This window comes from Emticicia sp. GW821-FHT11C11 (assembly GCF_058808615.1).
The window spans coordinates 1,929,374-1,945,896 of sequence record NZ_JBXARV010000001.1; the positions used below are offsets into that span (position 1 = coordinate 1,929,374).

The window sequence follows — 16,523 nt, forward strand, 5'->3', positions numbered from 1 at the left end:
GGATGAGAAAAGATGATTTGGTTATATTTTATAATGAACCTGATGAAAAAGTATATGTAAAAGTGCCGCCCGGTATTGAAACGCATTATCAGTTGTCTAATCTGGCCGGAAAGATTCTGCAGGAAGAAGTACATACAAAAGCCCTGCACGATTTTGATCTGGCAGGGCTTCCGGAAGGTATTTATTTTGTAATAGTTAATCAGGATGAAGTTATCCGTTCAAAGAAAATCATCAAAAATTCCTGATTCTATCGGTTCATTGTCATTAAAAACTCTTCGTTATTACGGGTTCCTTTCATTTTGTCGAGTAGGAACTCCATTGTTTCCATCGGGTTCATATCTGCCATATACTTACGCAGCAACCATACTTTCTGAAGGGTTTCTTTGTCCATCAGCAGGTCTTCACGACGGGTACCTGAGGCCAGAATATCAATAGCCGGATACACACGCTTGTTAGATAGCTTACGGTCAAGCTGCAACTCCATGTTACCTGTACCTTTAAACTCTTCAAAGATTACCTCATCCATTTTTGAACCTGTATCAATCAAAGCAGTGGCAATGATTGTGAGCGAGCCGCCGTTTTCCACATTACGAGCTGCACCAAAGAAACGCTTAGGTTTGTGTAATGCATTGGCATCAACACCACCGGAAAGGATTTTACCTGATGACGGAATAACCGTGTTATACGCACGGGCCAGACGGGTAATGGAGTCAAGTAATATGACAACATCATGGCCGCACTCTACCAGACGCTTGGCTTTTTCAAGAACCAATCCCGATACTTTCACGTGTCGGTCTGCGGTTTCATCAAAAGTTGAAGAGATTACTTCGGCACGCACACTGCGTTGCATATCGGTTACCTCTTCAGGGCGTTCGTCAATCAGTAATATAATCAGGTATATTTCGGGATGATTACGTGTAATCGCATTGGCAATTTCTTTCAGCAATACAGTTTTACCTGTTTTAGGCTGTGCTACGATCATACCACGCTGGCCTTTACCGATAGGTGCAAACAAATCAAGCACACGGGTTGAGTAAACGTCCGGCTTGCTGCTTAGCTTAATATGTTCATCCGGAAACAAAGGGGTAAGGTATTCAAACGGAATACGGTCACGGATTTCCTCAGTGGTTTTACCGTTTACTGATAGTACTTTCAGAAGCGCAAAATATTTCTCACCTTCTTTGGGCGGGCGAATGGCTCCCTTAACTGTATCACCGGTTTTTAGACCAAAAAGCTTAATTTGAGAGGGTGATACGTAGATATCATCCGGGCTGGCCAGATAGTTGTAATCTGCCGAACGAAGGAAACCATAACCACCTTCCTGCATTATTTCGAGCACACCCTCGTTTTCAATCAGGCCGTCAAATTCCTTGATAAGATTGTTGAATTGCTTCTTGATAACCTTGGTGTAATCGTCAACAAATCGTTTGTCTTCTTTAGGCTCGGAATCAGGCACTATGTCGTCTGTAAGACCCTCATATTCACTCATTTCTGCATCGATTTGAGCAAGGTCAAAATCTTCTGCTTCTTCTAAATTCAATATAGGTTCCATATCCGGTTCTAAAATGGTATCCGGATGCGCGGGGAAATCGTCATTAGCCTGAACAGGCTGAGCTTCCTCAAAAATATCGGAAGGAGCCGGCTTTTCAAAAGTTTTCTTGGCACCTACTTTCTTTTGCGGTTCTTTAAACAGATTATTGACTTCGGCAGGTTTATTATCTCCTGGTTTACTTATCCTTGCGCGGCCCTTAGACAATTTGTTGTCATTAAACAGGGGCTCTTCAAAGTTGGCGATAACACCAGCTTCAGCTACTTCTTTTGGCAAATTAAAAGTGAGTTTATTGGATTGGTGTTCCAAAATCTTTTCAATTAGCTCTGGCTTTGAGGCATTGCGGACATCTTTAATGCCCGTTTCAATACAAATTTTTCTTAACTCTGATAGAAGTTTCAGATTCAGTTCTTCTGATGTATACATACGTGAGAATCAACTATACTATTTTGCGATGGTTAGAGACTATGATCGGTGCTGAAAATAAGAAAAGACATTACAAGTTTGTGAACAGTTCAAAGCAAATTACAAGCAGTATTTGAGCACTTTTGGTGAATGTAAGTATTTTACTTTAACTGGAGATTTCTATAATTTTTACTTAGTAATATAATTCACTTTTAGTCGGGGAAATTCCCAAATTAGCAAGCAAAAAAATGAATTGTAATTTCAGAAATTCAGATTGATTCAAAGAGGGTGATTTCTTAATTCAGAAAGCCTATTGAAGTTTTACTTAGATTTGAGTGCAATTATAAGACTTTTATTTTGATTAGTCAAAACTTTTTCATATTAATTTTCATTTGTCCGGTATCAGACCAGGCAGCAGCAAATCAAAATATTACTTATTTATCAGCGGACATTGGGGTAACAGTAAAATAACTAATTAAAGTTCATGAATGCTCAATTTTCAGCCAATTATTTTAGGTCCCTGCTGATTAATGCCTGAAACATAGGCATTACAATGGATGCTGGCCTTCTGGAAAGCCGTTTTCATGGCCATTGATACCCTGTCTGCCGTTTCTTTACCCTTGCTGAACGCAAATATGGAAGGCCCAGCACCAGATATACTACAACCTAGTGCTCCGGCTTCAATAGCGGCATGTTTTACTTCCCAAAACTCCGGAATCAGTATTGAACGTACCGGTTCTATGATAAAATCAACCATCGAGCGGGCAATAAGGTCGTAGTCAGACTGAATCAGTCCGGCAATCATGCCTGCTACATTGCCCATCTGGGCTATTGTGTTTTTCATCGAAACCTCGTTTCTTAAAATGTAACGGGCATCTTTGGTATTGACTTCAATATCCGGATGTACTATGGTTACATAGAGTTCTGCCGGTGTAGATACGTTGAAAAAATCAAGAGGGCTGTAGCTTCTGATAACCACGAAACCACCCATCAACGCCGGAGCAACATTGTCGGCATGCGCTGACCCGCAGGCTATACGTTCGCCTTCCATTGAGTAGGGTAATAACGATTTAACGGGTACAGGTTTGTCCAGCATCGCATTTACTGCAAATACACCCGCTACCGAACTGGCCGAACTACTGCCAAGCCCACTGCCCAATGGCATTTTTTTATGAAGCTCTATATCGAATCCCTGACTAATACCCTGCTGATTGAGGAAGGTAATAATCGGAACCGTAACTGCATTTTTATGAGCATCGTAGGTGAGTTTTCCGTTGTCGCCGCTTATTTTTGTGATAACAATTTGCGAGTCATTACGTTTGGTTACGATAACTTCGTCGCCCGGGGCATCTACTGCAAAGCCAAAAATATCAAAACCGCAGGCAACGTTGGCAACAGTAGCAGGGGCAAAAACTTTAATAGATTCCATCAAAAAAAAGCGGTAAATAGGTTTGCATCAAAATTAGTTTTTTTGGAGCATTTTTAGAAATAATTTTATGATAGCCTTGCACTAAGTGTCAAATTTTGGGGTCTAAAGTTTGCTTTCTGGTAATTTTGTAAAGAAAAACCTCAGAGATGATTGCAGTTAGGTTACTTTTTACTACTTTTCCCGTTCGAAAAGGAAAAATAGTATTATATTTTGTAGGAGCGATTATTTATCCCGGCACTGATAATAACTGTTAATAAAAACTATAACTAACCAAAAAACTAACACTCAGGACTATTAAATGAAATTGGAACCATGGAAGATATAAGCGGTCTGTTTGCTGATTACGCCTTGGGAATAGTATTTTTCTGGCTTTTAACGCTAGGCCTACTCTGGTGGTGGCTGAATCGGAATCTCAGCAAATGGAAATATAAATCCTCAGAACTGCAAAATAGAATAAAATTTCTGGAAGGTGAGTTAGATGCGTGCCGTAAAACAAGAATATCGGTTTCTGTTGATACTGCAACCAATACAGGAGTAGCTGGCCAGGGTGCCGCTGCTGCAGTACCTCCACCGGCTAAAGACGACCTGAAAATTGTAGAAGGAATCGGACCAAAAATAGAAGAATTGTTCAATAAAGCAGGTATTTATACCTTTGCCGAAATGGCAGATACTCCTGTTGCAAGAATGAAAGAAATACTAGATAAAGCGGGGAGCCGTTTCCAGATTCATGACCCTACTACCTGGGCTGACCAGTCGGCCATGGCACGCGACGGCAGATGGGACGAACTGAAAAAATGGCAGGATGAGCTCTATAAAGGAAGACTGTAACATATATAAAGTAAGCATCTCGAGTCTCCTTCATCTTAATAGGTGAAGGAGACTTTTATTTTCTGTATGGCGGTAGAAATGAAATTATATTCTCAACGCGTGTTTAACTTAAAACCCACTTGTGTAATATGCCTGCAACCGTGCTTTTTTGTGAACTAAAGTTTAAAACTTTAAAAAAAAATTCCGTGATTCGCACTCTGTAAGTATACACAACCTGAAGCTTTTTTTTAATAAGCATTTATGGGTTAAACAATATTCTGGTTTGTCAGATATTATTATTGAACAATGATACGTATTGCCATTTTAGCCTCGGGTTCGGGGAGTAATGCTGAAAGAATTATCAGTTATTTTGAGAACAATGCCTCGGTTCAGGTTGATTTGATATTGACCAATAACCCTCAGGCAGGTGTAATAGAGAGAGGTCGCAGGCTAGGAGTGCCGGTTCTGATTTTCGACAAAAAATCTTTTGCCAAAACTGATAAGATAGTAGACATATTGAAAAAACAGGAGATTGACTGGGTGATTCTGGCCGGTTTCCTTTGGTTGATTCCCGCTAACCTTATTAAGGCGTATCCTAATAAGATTATCAATATTCATCCGGCGCTATTGCCAAAATATGGAGGGAAAGGCATGTGGGGGCATTTTGTGCATGAAGCCGTGCATGCCAATAAAGATACTGAGTCGGGTATTACGATTCACTTTGTGAACGAAAATTATGACGAAGGCGAAGTTGTTTTTCAGGCAAAATGTGAAGTGTCAGAATCAGACTCTCCAGAAGATATTGCCGCTAAGGTGCAGGTGCTGGAACACAAACATTTCCCGGAAATAGTAGAAAAGCTAATTCTGGGTTAAAAATCTTTGACGCATGGTACGTATTTTTTTCAAAGAGGGTAAACAGGTCAGGAAGGAAACAGATGTACGTGAACTGGGGCATCTCAAAAACCTGATGTGGGTCGATCTGCAGTCGGCATCGCAAGAGGAAGAAGAGTGGATTGAAACCAAGTGCGATATCAGTTTTCAGACACCGCAGGAGATTGTTGAGATTGAAAGCAGCGCCCGGTACTTTGAGCAGAATAATACGATTAATGCCAACTCCAATTTTTTGAAAGCAGATCATGACGGTTATCATTTTTATCCGGTGTCGTTCATGATCCGTGAGAATGTCTTGTTTACCTACCGGCAGGGTGATTCCAGAACTTTTGCAGATACCGTAAAAAAGATAAAATTGGGTGAAGAGGTTTTCAAAGACGGGGTGGATATACTTCTGCTTTTGCTTGAGACCCGCATAGAAGCAGATGCCGATATGCTTGAGAACATGACCAAAGAGGTAAAAAACATAAGCAAGGCACTCAGCCTGGAAAAGAAACCCAAACAGGATTCCCTGCTGAAAATAAACAACCTTCAGGAAAACACCATGCTCATCCGTGAAAGTATCATTGATAAGCAAAGAGTACTTTCGCAGATTTTAAGAAGTTCGTATTTCCCCGATGACCGAAAAGAACGGTTACGTATTGTGTTAAAAGATATTACTTCACTACTTGAATACACTACTTTTAATTTTGAGCGTTTAGAATATTTGCAGGATACCTTCATGGGTCTTATCAATCTTGAGCAAAACGAAATCATCAAGATTTTTACGGTTGTTACTATTGTGTTTTTACCACCAACGCTCATTGCAGGTATTTTCGGAATGAACTATCAGGTTATTCCGTCGTCCAACCATCCGTACGGATTCTGGATTGCTATCATACTGATGCTCTGTTCATCAATGACTTTTCTTTTCTTTTTCAAGAAGAAAAAATGGATATAATGCCTGTTGTGCGTTCCACATAGCTTTCAGGCCAGTTTAAGTGCTTAACAAATTAATTGTGCAGAGTTATGCCAGTTTTACCAGTCAATACCGAGTATCGTCCTCCCAGATGGCAATTCAATGCTCACATCCAAACCATTTATCCGAGTATTTTCAGAAAAATACCCGTGCACTATCAGAGAGAGCGGGTTGAACTGGAAGACAGTGACTTTCTTGACCTCGACTGGTCTTTTGCCGATACAAAGCCGGGCAAAAAACTGATTATTGTTACCCATGGGCTGGAGGGAGATTCCACACGCCATTATGTAACAGGTATGATTAAGAAATTCAACGACAACGGGTATGACGGGCTTGGGTGGAATTGCAGAAGCTGTAGCGGTGAAATGAACCGTCTGCCAAGGTTTTATCATCATGGCGATGTAGACGACATCAGATTTGTAGTAGAATATGCCATTCAGAAATACAAATATGAAGAGGTATTACTGGTGGGTTTCAGCATGGGGGGGAGTATGACTTTGCGGTTATTGGGGGATGACCCCGCCAAAGTGCCGCCACAAGTGAAATTGGGAGTGGCTGTTTCTGTTCCGCTCGATTTGTTTACTTCGGTATATGAATTGTATAAACCCGGCCGACAGTTTTATATGAAACGATTCATCAGTAAACTCGGTAAGAAAATTAAACAGAAAGCGGTGCAGCATCCGGGTAATGTATTATTGAATCATGAAGGATATGAGAAAATAAAGAACTTTGAACAGTTCGATAATCGTTATACTGCCAAGCTCTATGGTTTTAAAGACGCGCACGATTTCTATAAAAAAGCGGGCGCTAAGCCGTTTCTGAAAAATATTGATCGCCCGACATTAATAATTCAGGCACAGAATGACCCGTTTCTGTCACCTGAATGCCTTGATTTAGGCGATGCCTCTGATAATCCACATTTATTTTTGCAACTATTGCATTTCGGTGGGCATGTAGGCTTTATGTTACCCGATAGCAGCGAAACCTGGGTTGAACGAAGAGTGCTTGATTTTGTGAAGAACGATATCGATAGTCTGGTATAGAATCTGTCGGTTTATAAATTGTATTGGTAATGGATAAAATGCTAAAAACGACTTTCTTTTATAATACAGTCGAAAACTGGTTGTGGTTTCTCGGGATTCTGCTGGTAGGTTTCCTTTTTAAAAGAATTTTATCGGTTTATGTCAGTAAGCTGGTATATAGAATCATGAAAAGAGAAACCAAGCATGTTCCGGTGGCGCAATTCGTCGAACTGATACGGAGTCCTGTTGAGTTTCTACTGACCTTATTTATTATTTATTCGACCCTTAATGAAATCGTTTTTCCGCGCAAGTGGCGCATTCTTCCTCTGGGCAAAGTACGTGTGTCTGACTTCATCGACCGGGTTCTGGATACCCTTTTTGTGATAGCAGTCACCTGGCTTCTGATACGCCTGGTTCGGTTTTTCGCGCTGGTATATCTGAAAAGGGCCGAAGAAAGCGATTCTAAAAAAGATGCACAACTGGTGCCGTTTTTTAGAGATATCATTATTGTTGTTGTATCCTTTGTTTCTTTTTTCCTGCTGCTTGGTTTTGTATTCAAGCAAGATGTGGTGAGCCTCATTACCGGTTTGGGTATTGGTGGGGTGGCTTTGGCTTTAGCAGCGCAGGCAACCTTGCAAAATCTTTTTGCCTCATTTACACTATTCACCGAACAACCATTTATAGTAGGCGACGACATAGAACTCGGTAGCATGATTGGCAAGATTGAAAAGGTAGGGTTCAGAAGTACACGTATCAGGCACGTAGATGGTAGTCTGGTTGTAGTGCCCAATCAGATGCTGGTGTCGCAGTCGCTCAACAATATTTCTCAGCGTGCAGAACGCAGGCACAAGTTTTTTATAAGATTGAAAATAGAAACCTCAATTCAACAGGTTAAAAAAGTGATGGAGGAAGTACAGACCCAGTTAGATAACCACGAGTCTATAAATACGGGAGCACACGTAAAACTAGATGCCATTGGTGAGTATTCAATCAATATTATGGTTGTTTTTATGGCTGCTACAGCTGACTATTGGGAAAGTAAAAGCATACGTCAGGAAATAAACCTGGTCATTATGAATATACTGGGGAAAAATCAGGTTGAACTGGCCGTACCCACCACCACACTGATGAATATGGGTGATGATAAAAATATTGACAACGACTATTAATTAAGCACACAAAATTTCAGATATGGCTCGTATAGCATTGATCACCGGCGCAACTTCAGGCATAGGCAAAGCCACGGCTATTGCTTTTGCAGATAGCGGAATAGACTTAATTATTTGTGGACGTCGGCAGGAGCGTTTGGATAGTCTGCAGGAGTATTTATCGAAGAAGGTGAACGTAACCACTTTGAAATTTGATGTCAGCAATAAGGTTGAGGTCTTCAACGCAATTAATTCATTGACGGAAGAATGGAAGGAAATTGATATTCTGGTTAATAATGCAGGCAATGCACATGGATTGTCGCCGATTCAGGATGGAAACACAGACGACTGGGACGCCATGATTGATGGTAACGTGCAGGGACTTCTGTATGTTTCTAAAGCCGTTATTACGGGTATGGTTGAGCGGCAGTCAGGACATATCGTGAATCTAAGTTCTGTGGCCGGTAAGTATACGTATGCGAACGGAGCCGTTTATTGTGCGTCAAAGGCAGCAGTTGAAGCGCTAAGTGAAGGTATGCGTTTTGATTTAACACAGCATGGTATTAAAATAACCAATATTGCACCAGGGGCAGTGGAGACCGAGTTCTCGTTGGTAAGATTCAAAGGTGATAAAGATAGGGCAGAAAAAGTATATGAGGGTTTTGAACCTATACAACCGGAAGATGTGGCCGATGCGATTCTTTATGCTGTTAATACGCCCGCCAGAGTAACCATTGCCGACATCGTGTTATATGCCAAAGCACAAGCTGCACCAACCGTGATATACCGTAAATAAGGGTTATTATAATACTTCAATAGTGCCTCAGAGTATAATCAAATGCCGTCCAAATGTTTCGATTTGGCCGGCATTTGTGATACTGAGGTAAAAAAGGAATTCAAAATCTTGTTTTCTAACAATTCAAGTTCCATATTTGCACCATCAATTCAAATAGATACTCACTTGTAGCTGATGGATTGATTTATACAGACGAGAGGAGAGAATAGGCTCTGAGAATCTCGGGCAACCTGTCCCGCTACTTGCGATAAGGTGCCAAAACCTACCGAAAGGTTCACAAGACCATTCGGGCTTATAAACCAATCATAGACAATTCGTTTTAAAATTGGTTTTGTTTGCCGTATTACCGAAAGGTAAGCGTTTTATGTATGCTGATTTTCTGCCTTGCAGAAGTCAGAATGAAGATTTTGTATACGCAAAAAATGGAAAACCAACAGATATTTCGCTACGAAGAACCATTTAAATTAGAGTCGGGCCAATGGCTGCCTGAGTTTCAACTGGCTTATACCACCTTTGGGAAACTAAACGCCGCCATGGACAACGTGATATGGGTGTGCCATGCTTTTACAGGTAATGCTAACCCAACCGACTGGTGGAATGGATTGATAGGAGAAAAACGATTGTATAATCCTACCGATCATTTTATTGTTTGTGCCAATGTGCTGGGGTCTCACTACGGCTCTACCAACGCGCTCACTAAAAATCCTATTACCGGTGAGCCCTATTATCATGATTTTCCGTTTATCACCATTCGCGATGTAGTCAGGTCTTTAGACCTGTTGCGCCAGCATCTGGGTATTTATAAAATCAATACAGTATTGGGTGGTTCGTTGGGTGGCCAGCAAGCCATTGAATGGGCAATTATGCAGCCTGACCTGATTGAAAACCTCATTTTGTTTTCAACCAATGCTATTCATTCTCCCTGGGGTATCGCCTTCAACGAGTCGCAGAGGATGGCTATTGCTGCCGACCCTACCTGGACAGAACGCAGCCCGAAAGCCGGCATGACCGGTATGAAAGTGGCGCGCTCTATTGCGCTGTTGTCTTATCGTAATTATGCTACCTACAACCGCACACAATCAAGAGATGAGGGGCAGATTGATTTCTTCAGAGCCAATACTTACCAGAATTATCAGGGAGAAAAACTGGGAAAACGCTTCAACGCCTTTTCTTATTGGACACTCTCAAAGATGTTTGATTCTCATGATGTAGGCCGGGGCAGAGGCAAGGTAGATGAGGTGCTCACTACTATTAAATCTAAAACACTTGTAATAGGTATTTCGTCTGACGTGCTGTTCCCACCCGAAGAACAGGCTTTTATAGCACAGCACATACCAGACTCGCAATATACACTCATAGAGTCTCTTTACGGACATGACGGCTTTCTGATAGAATTTGAGGCCATGACTGATACCATCAGGAACTGGAAGAGAGATTTAATTCTGAAGTAATTTAGTGATTGTCGAATTGTGAGATGACGTATCATTTTAACTGATTTTCTCATTGACTCTACAGTTGAATCAGCGAAATCATACAATCAGTTTAATCAAAGTTTAAGATAGTTTAAAAACTCTGAAATACTCTCAACCGATAGTTTCCGGTTAGTTTTTTGCTTCGTAAGCCATTCTGCAAAACTGTAAAAAGCGGAGACGCAGCCGTGAGACCGGCAGCAAGGGCAAGCTTTGGATTGGTAACAGGATTTACATTCCAGGCTGCCCATTCGATTAATATATAGGCGAAAGGAGAGAAATTGGCAATACCAAAATGGATCTGTTTTTTAGGGTATTTGTAAATGGTCTTCACATCGCTCAGCTTCACTTCCACGTATTCATAGCGGTTCATCACTTCATTAAACGTTGTGATTACAAAAGATGAATCGGTGATATCGAACAAATCGTCTTCATAGTGGATGTCATCTTTTGTCTTAAATCTGAACACATCTCCTTTATAAAACTTCGTTCGCTTGCCGCTTCGTACTTTTTCCAATACCAGATACTTGTCTTTCGAAAACATGCTACGGGCTTTGGTCGGGTCTTTTTTATACAGCAATTCTTCTACTGATTTTGCTTCCCGCTGATGGATATCCTGCGCAAAAGCTATTGAGGTTAGGCAAAGGAACAGGAGCAGAAAGAAATATTTTGCTTGTGTCATGAGATTAGTTGAATAGGCGAAACGTAATAAGGTTATAAATCTTCTGATTAATCAGGATCATTTTTATATCTTTTCATTGATAGATACCCCTCCGGAAACAATCAGTTTCATTATTTCGGCACTTGGCAGATCCAGCATCTGCACGTTTTCTTTAGGTACCAGTACGAGATTCCCTGAAAAAGCATAGCTATGCGGAAAATACACGGCCACTAAGTCACTAACGCCCAGACTACTCAAATCATTTTGTGTAATAAAGCCAATTTTATAAATCCGGGCATCTTTATTAATGAGCACGATAGCTCCCTGATTGAATTTGCGTTTGTCGCCTACAAAAGCTGATATCAGGTCTTTGAATGCAAAGTAGAATATTCTGACTAAGGGCAAGTGGCTTATGGCGTTTTCCAGGATGTTCTGTAGTGTCTGCGGCAGCAACACAGAAAAAATAAAGCCAATGAACATGGTTCCGACAATAATAATTAAGGAACCCAGGCCCGGGATAAAAAGGTCTTCGTTGGGATTGGCTGTAGGAATTCTGATCCGGATAATGTTATCTACAAAATCAAAGGCACCCAATAAAATAAAGAAAGTAAAGCCCAGTGGCGCTACAAAGAGTAATCCACGAATGAAATAAGAAAACAAGCGACCCAGGAATTTTCTGCCAGACATAAAAAAGGTATTATCAGTAATAAGTTTAAGACGTAGCTACTTATTGAAACGCTATTGTGAAATTAAAAGTTTTAAAAAACTTAAATATGATTCAATTTGCAGACGAAACAAATAACTGGTAAAAAATACGGCAAAATCAGGGTGCAGAATCATGAAAATAATGCTCGGGCAGGAAATGATTCAGCGCTAAACAGTATCCTGCAAACGTGTATCCGGTCATACAGAATAAGGGAATCGGTTAATGAATATTCCTGATGAAAAGATAAGCTTTCTGTCTGTTTCTGAAGGATTTTGCGTCACCGATAAAAAACATTACCCTTGTAGGCAATTATACAGAAGAATTCCATTTTTTTAGCGTTATATTTTTCAATGTGTTCATCAATCATTAACCGGGTTTTAAAACTATCATTTATGAGAAAAACCAAACATCTGTTGCTGTTCTTGCTGTTGGCTGTTCAATCATTTGCCCAGAACCTGAACACCCCGATTCCCAATGACCCTGCTGTGAAAACCGGAACCCTTAAAAACGGTTTGAAATATTATATCATGAAAAATGCTGAACCCAAAAACCGGATGGAACTACGCCTGGTTGTGAATGCCGGTTCTATTCTTGAAACTGACCAGCAACGGGGATTAGCGCATTTTATGGAACATATGAATTTTAATGGTACCAAAGAGTTTCCTAAGAATCAGTTGGTTGATTTCCTGCAAAAGTCGGGTATGAAATTCGGTGCTGATCTCAATGCCTCTACCAGTTTTGATGAAACCATTTATCAGTTACAGGTTCCTACCGATTCGGCCAGATTATTTGAGCGGGCTTTCCAGATATTGGCTGACTGGTCGCATTACGCTACCTTGGATACTGCCGAAATAAACAAGGAAAGAGGCATTGTGCTGGAAGAAGAAAGAGCCAGGCTGAAAAATGCACAAGGGCGAATACAGCAACAATTGATGCCTCTGCTTCTGAATCACTCAAGATACGCCGAGCGTATTCCGATAGGGAAAGTTGACGTTTTGACTTCGTTTAAACCTGAAGAGATTGTTAAGTTCTACAAAGACTGGTATCGGCCCGATTTAATGGCTGTAGTGGCCGTTGGCGATTTTGATGCAGCACAGGTAGAAAAACTCATTAAAGATAAATTCAGTAATATTCAGGCCAATGCAAATGGGCCGAAGCGTATAAGGTATGAAGTTGCACCTGCCAAAGGCACACAAACGGCACTGATTGTTGACAAAGAAATGCCGCAATCGGCTTTTCAGATGCTCACACGGTTTCCAAGAAAGAAACTTATTACCCAGGCCGACTACCGGGATAGTTTTGTAGACATGTTGTTCAATCAGATGATTAACACCCGTTTGCAGGAAACCGCCAAAAAACCTAATTCACCTTTTGTTTTCGCAATTATGGGCTATGCTCCTTTTATTGCCGGGCTGGATGTGTTTCAGGTGGTAACTGTACCAAAAAATGCAGATGGTATGGAAGCCGCCATTCGAGCTGTGATGGATGAGCACGAGCGAATCAGGCGTTTCGGTTTTACCGAAGGCGAAATGGAACGTGCTAAAAAAGAGACATGGACGGTCATAGAAAAAGGCTATAAAGAAAAAGACAAAACCAAGTCGGCATTTTTTGTGAACGGCATGGTAATGAATTATCTGTCAGGTGCAGCCATTGTAAGCACCGATTTCAGATATGAATTTGTGAAAAAGTACCTTGAAGGCATTACTAAGGCAGATTTAAACGCGCTCATAGCCAAAGTTATCAGAGACGATAATCGCTTGGGTGTAATAATTGGGTCTGAACGCGATAAGGACAAACTGCCGTCAGAAGCCAGAATGCTGGAATTGATTAATACGAAAAATCCTGATTTGAAACCTTATGAAGATGAGGTTGTGGCGAAAACAATATTGGAGACAATTCCGACGGGTACGAAAGTAGTTTCTGAGAAAAAAATAGATGAAATTGGAGTTACTGAACTCACTTTCGGTAATGGTGTTAAAGTAGCATTGAAACCTACTACATTCAAAAATGACCAGATTCTGTTTTCGGGTATAAGTAAAGGCGGAACATCGCTTTACAGCGATGCCGACTATTTCTCTGCCGATTTGGCCTCAACTGTAGTGTTGCAGAGTGGCGCAGGTAAGATGTCTGATACTCAACTTGATAAGTTTCTGGCCGGTAAACTGGTAAACGTTTACACCTATATCAATGAACTCAACGAGGGTGTTGGCGGAAGCACTACTCCACAAGACCTTGAAACGGCTTTGCAATTGATGTATGCTTATGTGGCGCAGCCAAGAAGAGATGATGAAGTGGTGAAAAGCTTTCTGAAAAATCAGAAAGAACTCATTGCCAATTCGCTTAAAACGCTCACGCCCGAAAAAGTGTTCGGTGATTCAATAACTACCATTTTGTATCAGAATAACTTCCGCCGATTACCGGTAAAGCCAGAGGATATCGACAAAATGAGTATTGACCGTGCTTATAACATCTACAAAGAACGGTTCAGTGATGTGAGCGATTTTACTTTTGTATTTGTGGGCAACTTTGAGGTGGAGAAAATAAAACCATTACTTGAGAAATATATCGGTGGCTTGCCTTCCACCAGGCGTGTGGAATCGTATAAGGATTTACATATTGATAAAGTAAAAGGTAAAGTTGAGAAAACGGTATATAAAGGATTGGAAGACAAGGCATCGGTAAACCTTCAGTTTAACGGCGTATTTGACTATACGGAAGAGTCGCAAATGAACCTCGATGCATTGGCTGAGGTACTTGAAATTAAACTGATAGAACAACTTCGCGAAGAGGCGGCGGGGGTGTATGCACCTAGTATCGGGGCATCTTACGAGAAACTACCAACACCTACTTATAACCTTACCATTTCGTTCGGGTGTTCTCCTGCAAATGTCGAGAAACTGATTAGAATCTCGCTGGATGAGATTCAGAAGATTAAAACCAAAGGCCCCGAGGCTGTGGATATTGAGAAAGTAAAAGCAGAAGAAAAACGCTCGGTTGAGTTGCAGGTGAAAGAAAATGGTTTCTGGAATTCTTATATAATAGATCAGTATTTTAATGGTGAAGACCTGAATTATATCAACCGATATAGTAAAGAACTGATTGACAAATTAAGTGTGGAAAGCGTAAAAAAGGCTGCTAACCAGTTTTGTGGTGAAAATTTCGCCCGATTCGTTTTGCTGCCTGAGAAGAAGTAAGAGAGTGAAAGTACGAAAATCTATTAAAGAAGATAACATCAGGTTTGGTTTCTACGCGACATCTCCCCAACGGAGGGGATGTCAACAAAAAGCCCTTCTCCCCACTGTTGGGGAGAAGGGTTGGGATGAGGGGTTATTTATCGACCGATTTTAATCGGTTGTATCAATGCAAGTAGACCTTTGTTAAAGTAGCCCGCCAATTTATTGGCGGTTTATTTAAAACGAGGTTAGTTTATTCCGCAACCGCCACCATACAAAAAAGGCACGCGTGGCCAGAACCAACACAACCGGAATCAGCGAGTAATTAATTTCTTGCGGCAGAAACGCCCAACTTACCAGTAATAATATCTGAATAATACCATAAGCCATAAAGTGCTTCGATAACCACTGACGAGAACTGTCTTTTTTGAGAAACAAGGCTATCGGAAACAGGAGTGGATACGCCCATAGAATGTTAAGGTTGTATTCGGTAACACCGTGATTGGTAAAGAACCACAAGAATATAATCATCCAACCCACAATGCCTGCAATGCTAAAGAATACTTTATCGAACAGAAAATTGCTGTTGTCTTTTTTAAGCTGAATAAAAGTAAGCAGACCCACCAAAACAAACAAACCCCAGAACAAAGCACTCGGCGTTACTTTTTCTTTTTCCGGTGTAATTCCATACACTATTTCAGGATTCAAATCATATTGTCTTATTACCAGCGGTTCCCAAATTCCGTATCTTTTAATTTTGGCATGTTGGAATGCATCTTTCAGGTTGTCGGGTAAAAACATAGCACCACTTGCCCCGGTTAGTCGGTCAGAAGGCTGGCCAATGGCTAAATCCATTCCGAAATCGGCCCAGAGTTTTTCGTTTTTGCGTGCATACTTATCAATCCATTGGCGGTAGGTACTGTCATTATGTACATTCTCAGGCATACGTAAACTATCGCCGCAAACAGTTTTTAATACATCTCTCAATCGGCTTGAGCAGTTGTCATAAAAGAATTTATAGGCATATTCACGGTTTTCGGGTAGATAATTTTTCACCAGAAAGTCATAGGTTGCCTGTTTCTGCTCTCTTGACAGATTAAGTACCTGTTCGGTTACCAGACGCCGCTCATAACTCCATCCGTAAATCTCGTTATCGAAATAGTCAACACTTATTTTGTAGGGTAGGGTGCCTCGCAAAAATTTCAGGTAGAATCCCTCGGTACTGAATTGAAATGCTCCGTAGTTATATACAATATCTAAACGATGCATAGGGTCTTTTATTCTGATACCGCTATGCCCGAAAGTAGAGTAAAGCGCATCACCTGGAGCAATGGTCAGCAGGCTGACAGAAGCATAAGGAGAAAGGGTTTGTGCTCTTGAAACAACAGAAATAAAAACAAAAATCAATACAAGGGTTGTTCTTTTCATGCAGGATAGAGTTTTACGCAAAGATAAAAATAAAAGCACACAGGTATCAAGTACCTGTGTGCTTTTTGAAGATGTTATACA

At 40.9% G+C, this 16,523-nt stretch carries 14 protein-coding genes and 1 riboswitch; of the genes, 9 read left to right on the forward strand and 5 right to left on the reverse strand.

All coding sequences use genetic code 11. From position 1 onward, the window contains the following. Positions 1 to 2 precede the first annotated feature (2 nt). Positions 3 to 245, forward strand: a complete 243-nt coding sequence (locus AC1RRY_RS08255; protein ID WP_492816573.1) for a T9SS type A sorting domain-containing protein — start codon at positions 3 to 5, stop codon at positions 243 to 245. 2 nt (positions 246 to 247) lie between these two features. Here the strand turns inward: AC1RRY_RS08255 and rho are convergent, their stop codons facing one another. Continuing rightward, positions 248 to 1,975, reverse strand: coding sequence for a transcription termination factor Rho (gene rho / locus AC1RRY_RS08260; protein ID WP_492816571.1), 1,728 nt, complete (start codon positions 1,973 to 1,975; stop codon positions 248 to 250). Positions 1,976 to 2,453: 478 nt separating this feature from the next. Beyond that, positions 2,454 to 3,383: a homoserine kinase gene (locus tag AC1RRY_RS08265; RefSeq protein WP_492816569.1), complete on the reverse strand. Its 930-nt coding sequence runs from the start codon at positions 3,381 to 3,383 to the stop codon at positions 2,454 to 2,456. Between the two features lie 312 nt (positions 3,384 to 3,695). Between AC1RRY_RS08265 and AC1RRY_RS08270 the strand changes: the two genes are divergently transcribed. The 7 genes from AC1RRY_RS08270 to AC1RRY_RS08300 all read left to right on the forward strand — a co-directional run bounded on the left by AC1RRY_RS08270 (position 3,696) and on the right by AC1RRY_RS08300 (position 10,456). Then, on the forward strand, positions 3,696 to 4,211 hold the full coding sequence (locus AC1RRY_RS08270) for a helix-hairpin-helix domain-containing protein (RefSeq protein ID WP_492816567.1): 516 nt from the start codon (positions 3,696 to 3,698) through the stop codon (positions 4,209 to 4,211). A 285-nt stretch (positions 4,212 to 4,496) separates the two neighbouring features. Further along, positions 4,497 to 5,063 carry a phosphoribosylglycinamide formyltransferase gene (gene purN, locus AC1RRY_RS08275; RefSeq protein ID WP_492816565.1) on the forward strand — a complete coding sequence of 189 codons (567 nt, stop codon included), beginning with the start codon at positions 4,497 to 4,499 and terminating at the stop codon, positions 5,061 to 5,063. Between the two features lie 13 nt (positions 5,064 to 5,076). Next, positions 5,077 to 6,021: a magnesium/cobalt transporter CorA gene (corA, locus tag AC1RRY_RS08280; protein ID WP_492816563.1), complete on the forward strand. Its 945-nt coding sequence runs from the start codon at positions 5,077 to 5,079 to the stop codon at positions 6,019 to 6,021. Between the two features lie 68 nt (positions 6,022 to 6,089). Further along, a complete protein-coding gene (locus tag AC1RRY_RS08285) occupies positions 6,090 to 7,082 on the forward strand; it encodes a YheT family hydrolase (protein WP_492816561.1) in 993 nt (330 codons plus the stop codon). Positions 7,083 to 7,111: 29 nt separating this feature from the next. Continuing rightward, positions 7,112 to 8,230, forward strand: coding sequence for a mechanosensitive ion channel family protein (locus AC1RRY_RS08290; RefSeq protein WP_492816559.1), 1,119 nt, complete (start codon positions 7,112 to 7,114; stop codon positions 8,228 to 8,230). 22 nt (positions 8,231 to 8,252) lie between these two features. After that, a complete protein-coding gene (locus AC1RRY_RS08295) occupies positions 8,253 to 9,005 on the forward strand; it encodes an SDR family NAD(P)-dependent oxidoreductase (protein WP_492816558.1) in 753 nt (250 codons plus the stop codon). Between the two features lie 181 nt (positions 9,006 to 9,186). Next, positions 9,187 to 9,306, forward strand: a riboswitch (SAM riboswitch). Between the two features lie 121 nt (positions 9,307 to 9,427). Then, the gene (locus tag AC1RRY_RS08300; protein WP_492816556.1) at positions 9,428 to 10,456 is read left to right on the forward strand and encodes a homoserine O-acetyltransferase family protein; all 1,029 of its coding nucleotides are present in this window, start codon (positions 9,428 to 9,430) and stop codon (positions 10,454 to 10,456) included. Between the two features lie 112 nt (positions 10,457 to 10,568). Here the strand turns inward: AC1RRY_RS08300 and AC1RRY_RS08305 are convergent, their stop codons facing one another. Both AC1RRY_RS08305 and AC1RRY_RS08310 read right to left on the reverse strand, forming a co-directional pair. Beyond that, complete coding sequence (locus tag AC1RRY_RS08305) at positions 10,569 to 11,156, reverse strand: hypothetical protein (protein ID WP_492816554.1); 588 nt, start codon at positions 11,154 to 11,156, stop codon at positions 10,569 to 10,571. 63 nt (positions 11,157 to 11,219) lie between these two features. Continuing rightward, a complete protein-coding gene (locus tag AC1RRY_RS08310) occupies positions 11,220 to 11,822 on the reverse strand; it encodes a DUF502 domain-containing protein (protein ID WP_492816553.1) in 603 nt (200 codons plus the stop codon). A gap of 411 nt (positions 11,823 to 12,233) precedes the next feature. Between AC1RRY_RS08310 and AC1RRY_RS08315 the strand changes: the two genes are divergently transcribed. Beyond that, positions 12,234 to 15,035 (forward strand): M16 family metallopeptidase, encoded by a 2,802-nt coding sequence (locus AC1RRY_RS08315; RefSeq protein WP_492816551.1) that lies wholly within the window; start codon positions 12,234 to 12,236, stop codon positions 15,033 to 15,035. Positions 15,036 to 15,251: 216 nt separating this feature from the next. On the opposite strand, the gene AC1RRY_RS08320 is transcribed toward AC1RRY_RS08315, so the two are convergent. After that, on the reverse strand, positions 15,252 to 16,442 hold the full coding sequence (locus tag AC1RRY_RS08320; RefSeq protein WP_492816549.1) for a lipoprotein N-acyltransferase Lnb domain-containing protein: 1,191 nt from the start codon (positions 16,440 to 16,442) through the stop codon (positions 15,252 to 15,254). Positions 16,443 to 16,523: the final 81 nt, after the last annotated feature.

Excerpts from the sequence above, each read along its gene's own strand:
- AC1RRY_RS08255 (WP_492816573.1), top strand. The coding sequence starts at position 3 with ATGAGAAAAGATGATTTGGTTATATTTTATAATGAACCTGATGAAAAA.
- rho (WP_492816571.1), bottom strand. The coding sequence starts at position 1,975 with ATGTATACATCAGAAGAACTGAATCTGAAACTTCTATCAGAGTTAAGA.
- AC1RRY_RS08265 (WP_492816569.1), bottom strand. The coding sequence starts at position 3,383 with ATGGAATCTATTAAAGTTTTTGCCCCTGCTACTGTTGCCAACGTTGCC.
- AC1RRY_RS08270 (WP_492816567.1), top strand. The coding sequence starts at position 3,696 with ATGGAAGATATAAGCGGTCTGTTTGCTGATTACGCCTTGGGAATAGTA.
- purN (WP_492816565.1), top strand. The coding sequence starts at position 4,497 with ATGATACGTATTGCCATTTTAGCCTCGGGTTCGGGGAGTAATGCTGAA.
- corA (WP_492816563.1), top strand. The coding sequence starts at position 5,077 with ATGGTACGTATTTTTTTCAAAGAGGGTAAACAGGTCAGGAAGGAAACA.
- AC1RRY_RS08285 (WP_492816561.1), top strand. The coding sequence starts at position 6,090 with ATGCCAGTTTTACCAGTCAATACCGAGTATCGTCCTCCCAGATGGCAA.
- AC1RRY_RS08290 (WP_492816559.1), top strand. The coding sequence starts at position 7,112 with ATGGATAAAATGCTAAAAACGACTTTCTTTTATAATACAGTCGAAAAC.
- AC1RRY_RS08295 (WP_492816558.1), top strand. The coding sequence starts at position 8,253 with ATGGCTCGTATAGCATTGATCACCGGCGCAACTTCAGGCATAGGCAAA.
- AC1RRY_RS08300 (WP_492816556.1), top strand. The coding sequence starts at position 9,428 with ATGGAAAACCAACAGATATTTCGCTACGAAGAACCATTTAAATTAGAG.
- AC1RRY_RS08305 (WP_492816554.1), bottom strand. The coding sequence starts at position 11,156 with ATGACACAAGCAAAATATTTCTTTCTGCTCCTGTTCCTTTGCCTAACC.
- AC1RRY_RS08310 (WP_492816553.1), bottom strand. The coding sequence starts at position 11,822 with ATGTCTGGCAGAAAATTCCTGGGTCGCTTGTTTTCTTATTTCATTCGT.
- AC1RRY_RS08315 (WP_492816551.1), top strand. The coding sequence starts at position 12,234 with ATGAGAAAAACCAAACATCTGTTGCTGTTCTTGCTGTTGGCTGTTCAA.
- AC1RRY_RS08320 (WP_492816549.1), bottom strand. The coding sequence starts at position 16,442 with ATGAAAAGAACAACCCTTGTATTGATTTTTGTTTTTATTTCTGTTGTT.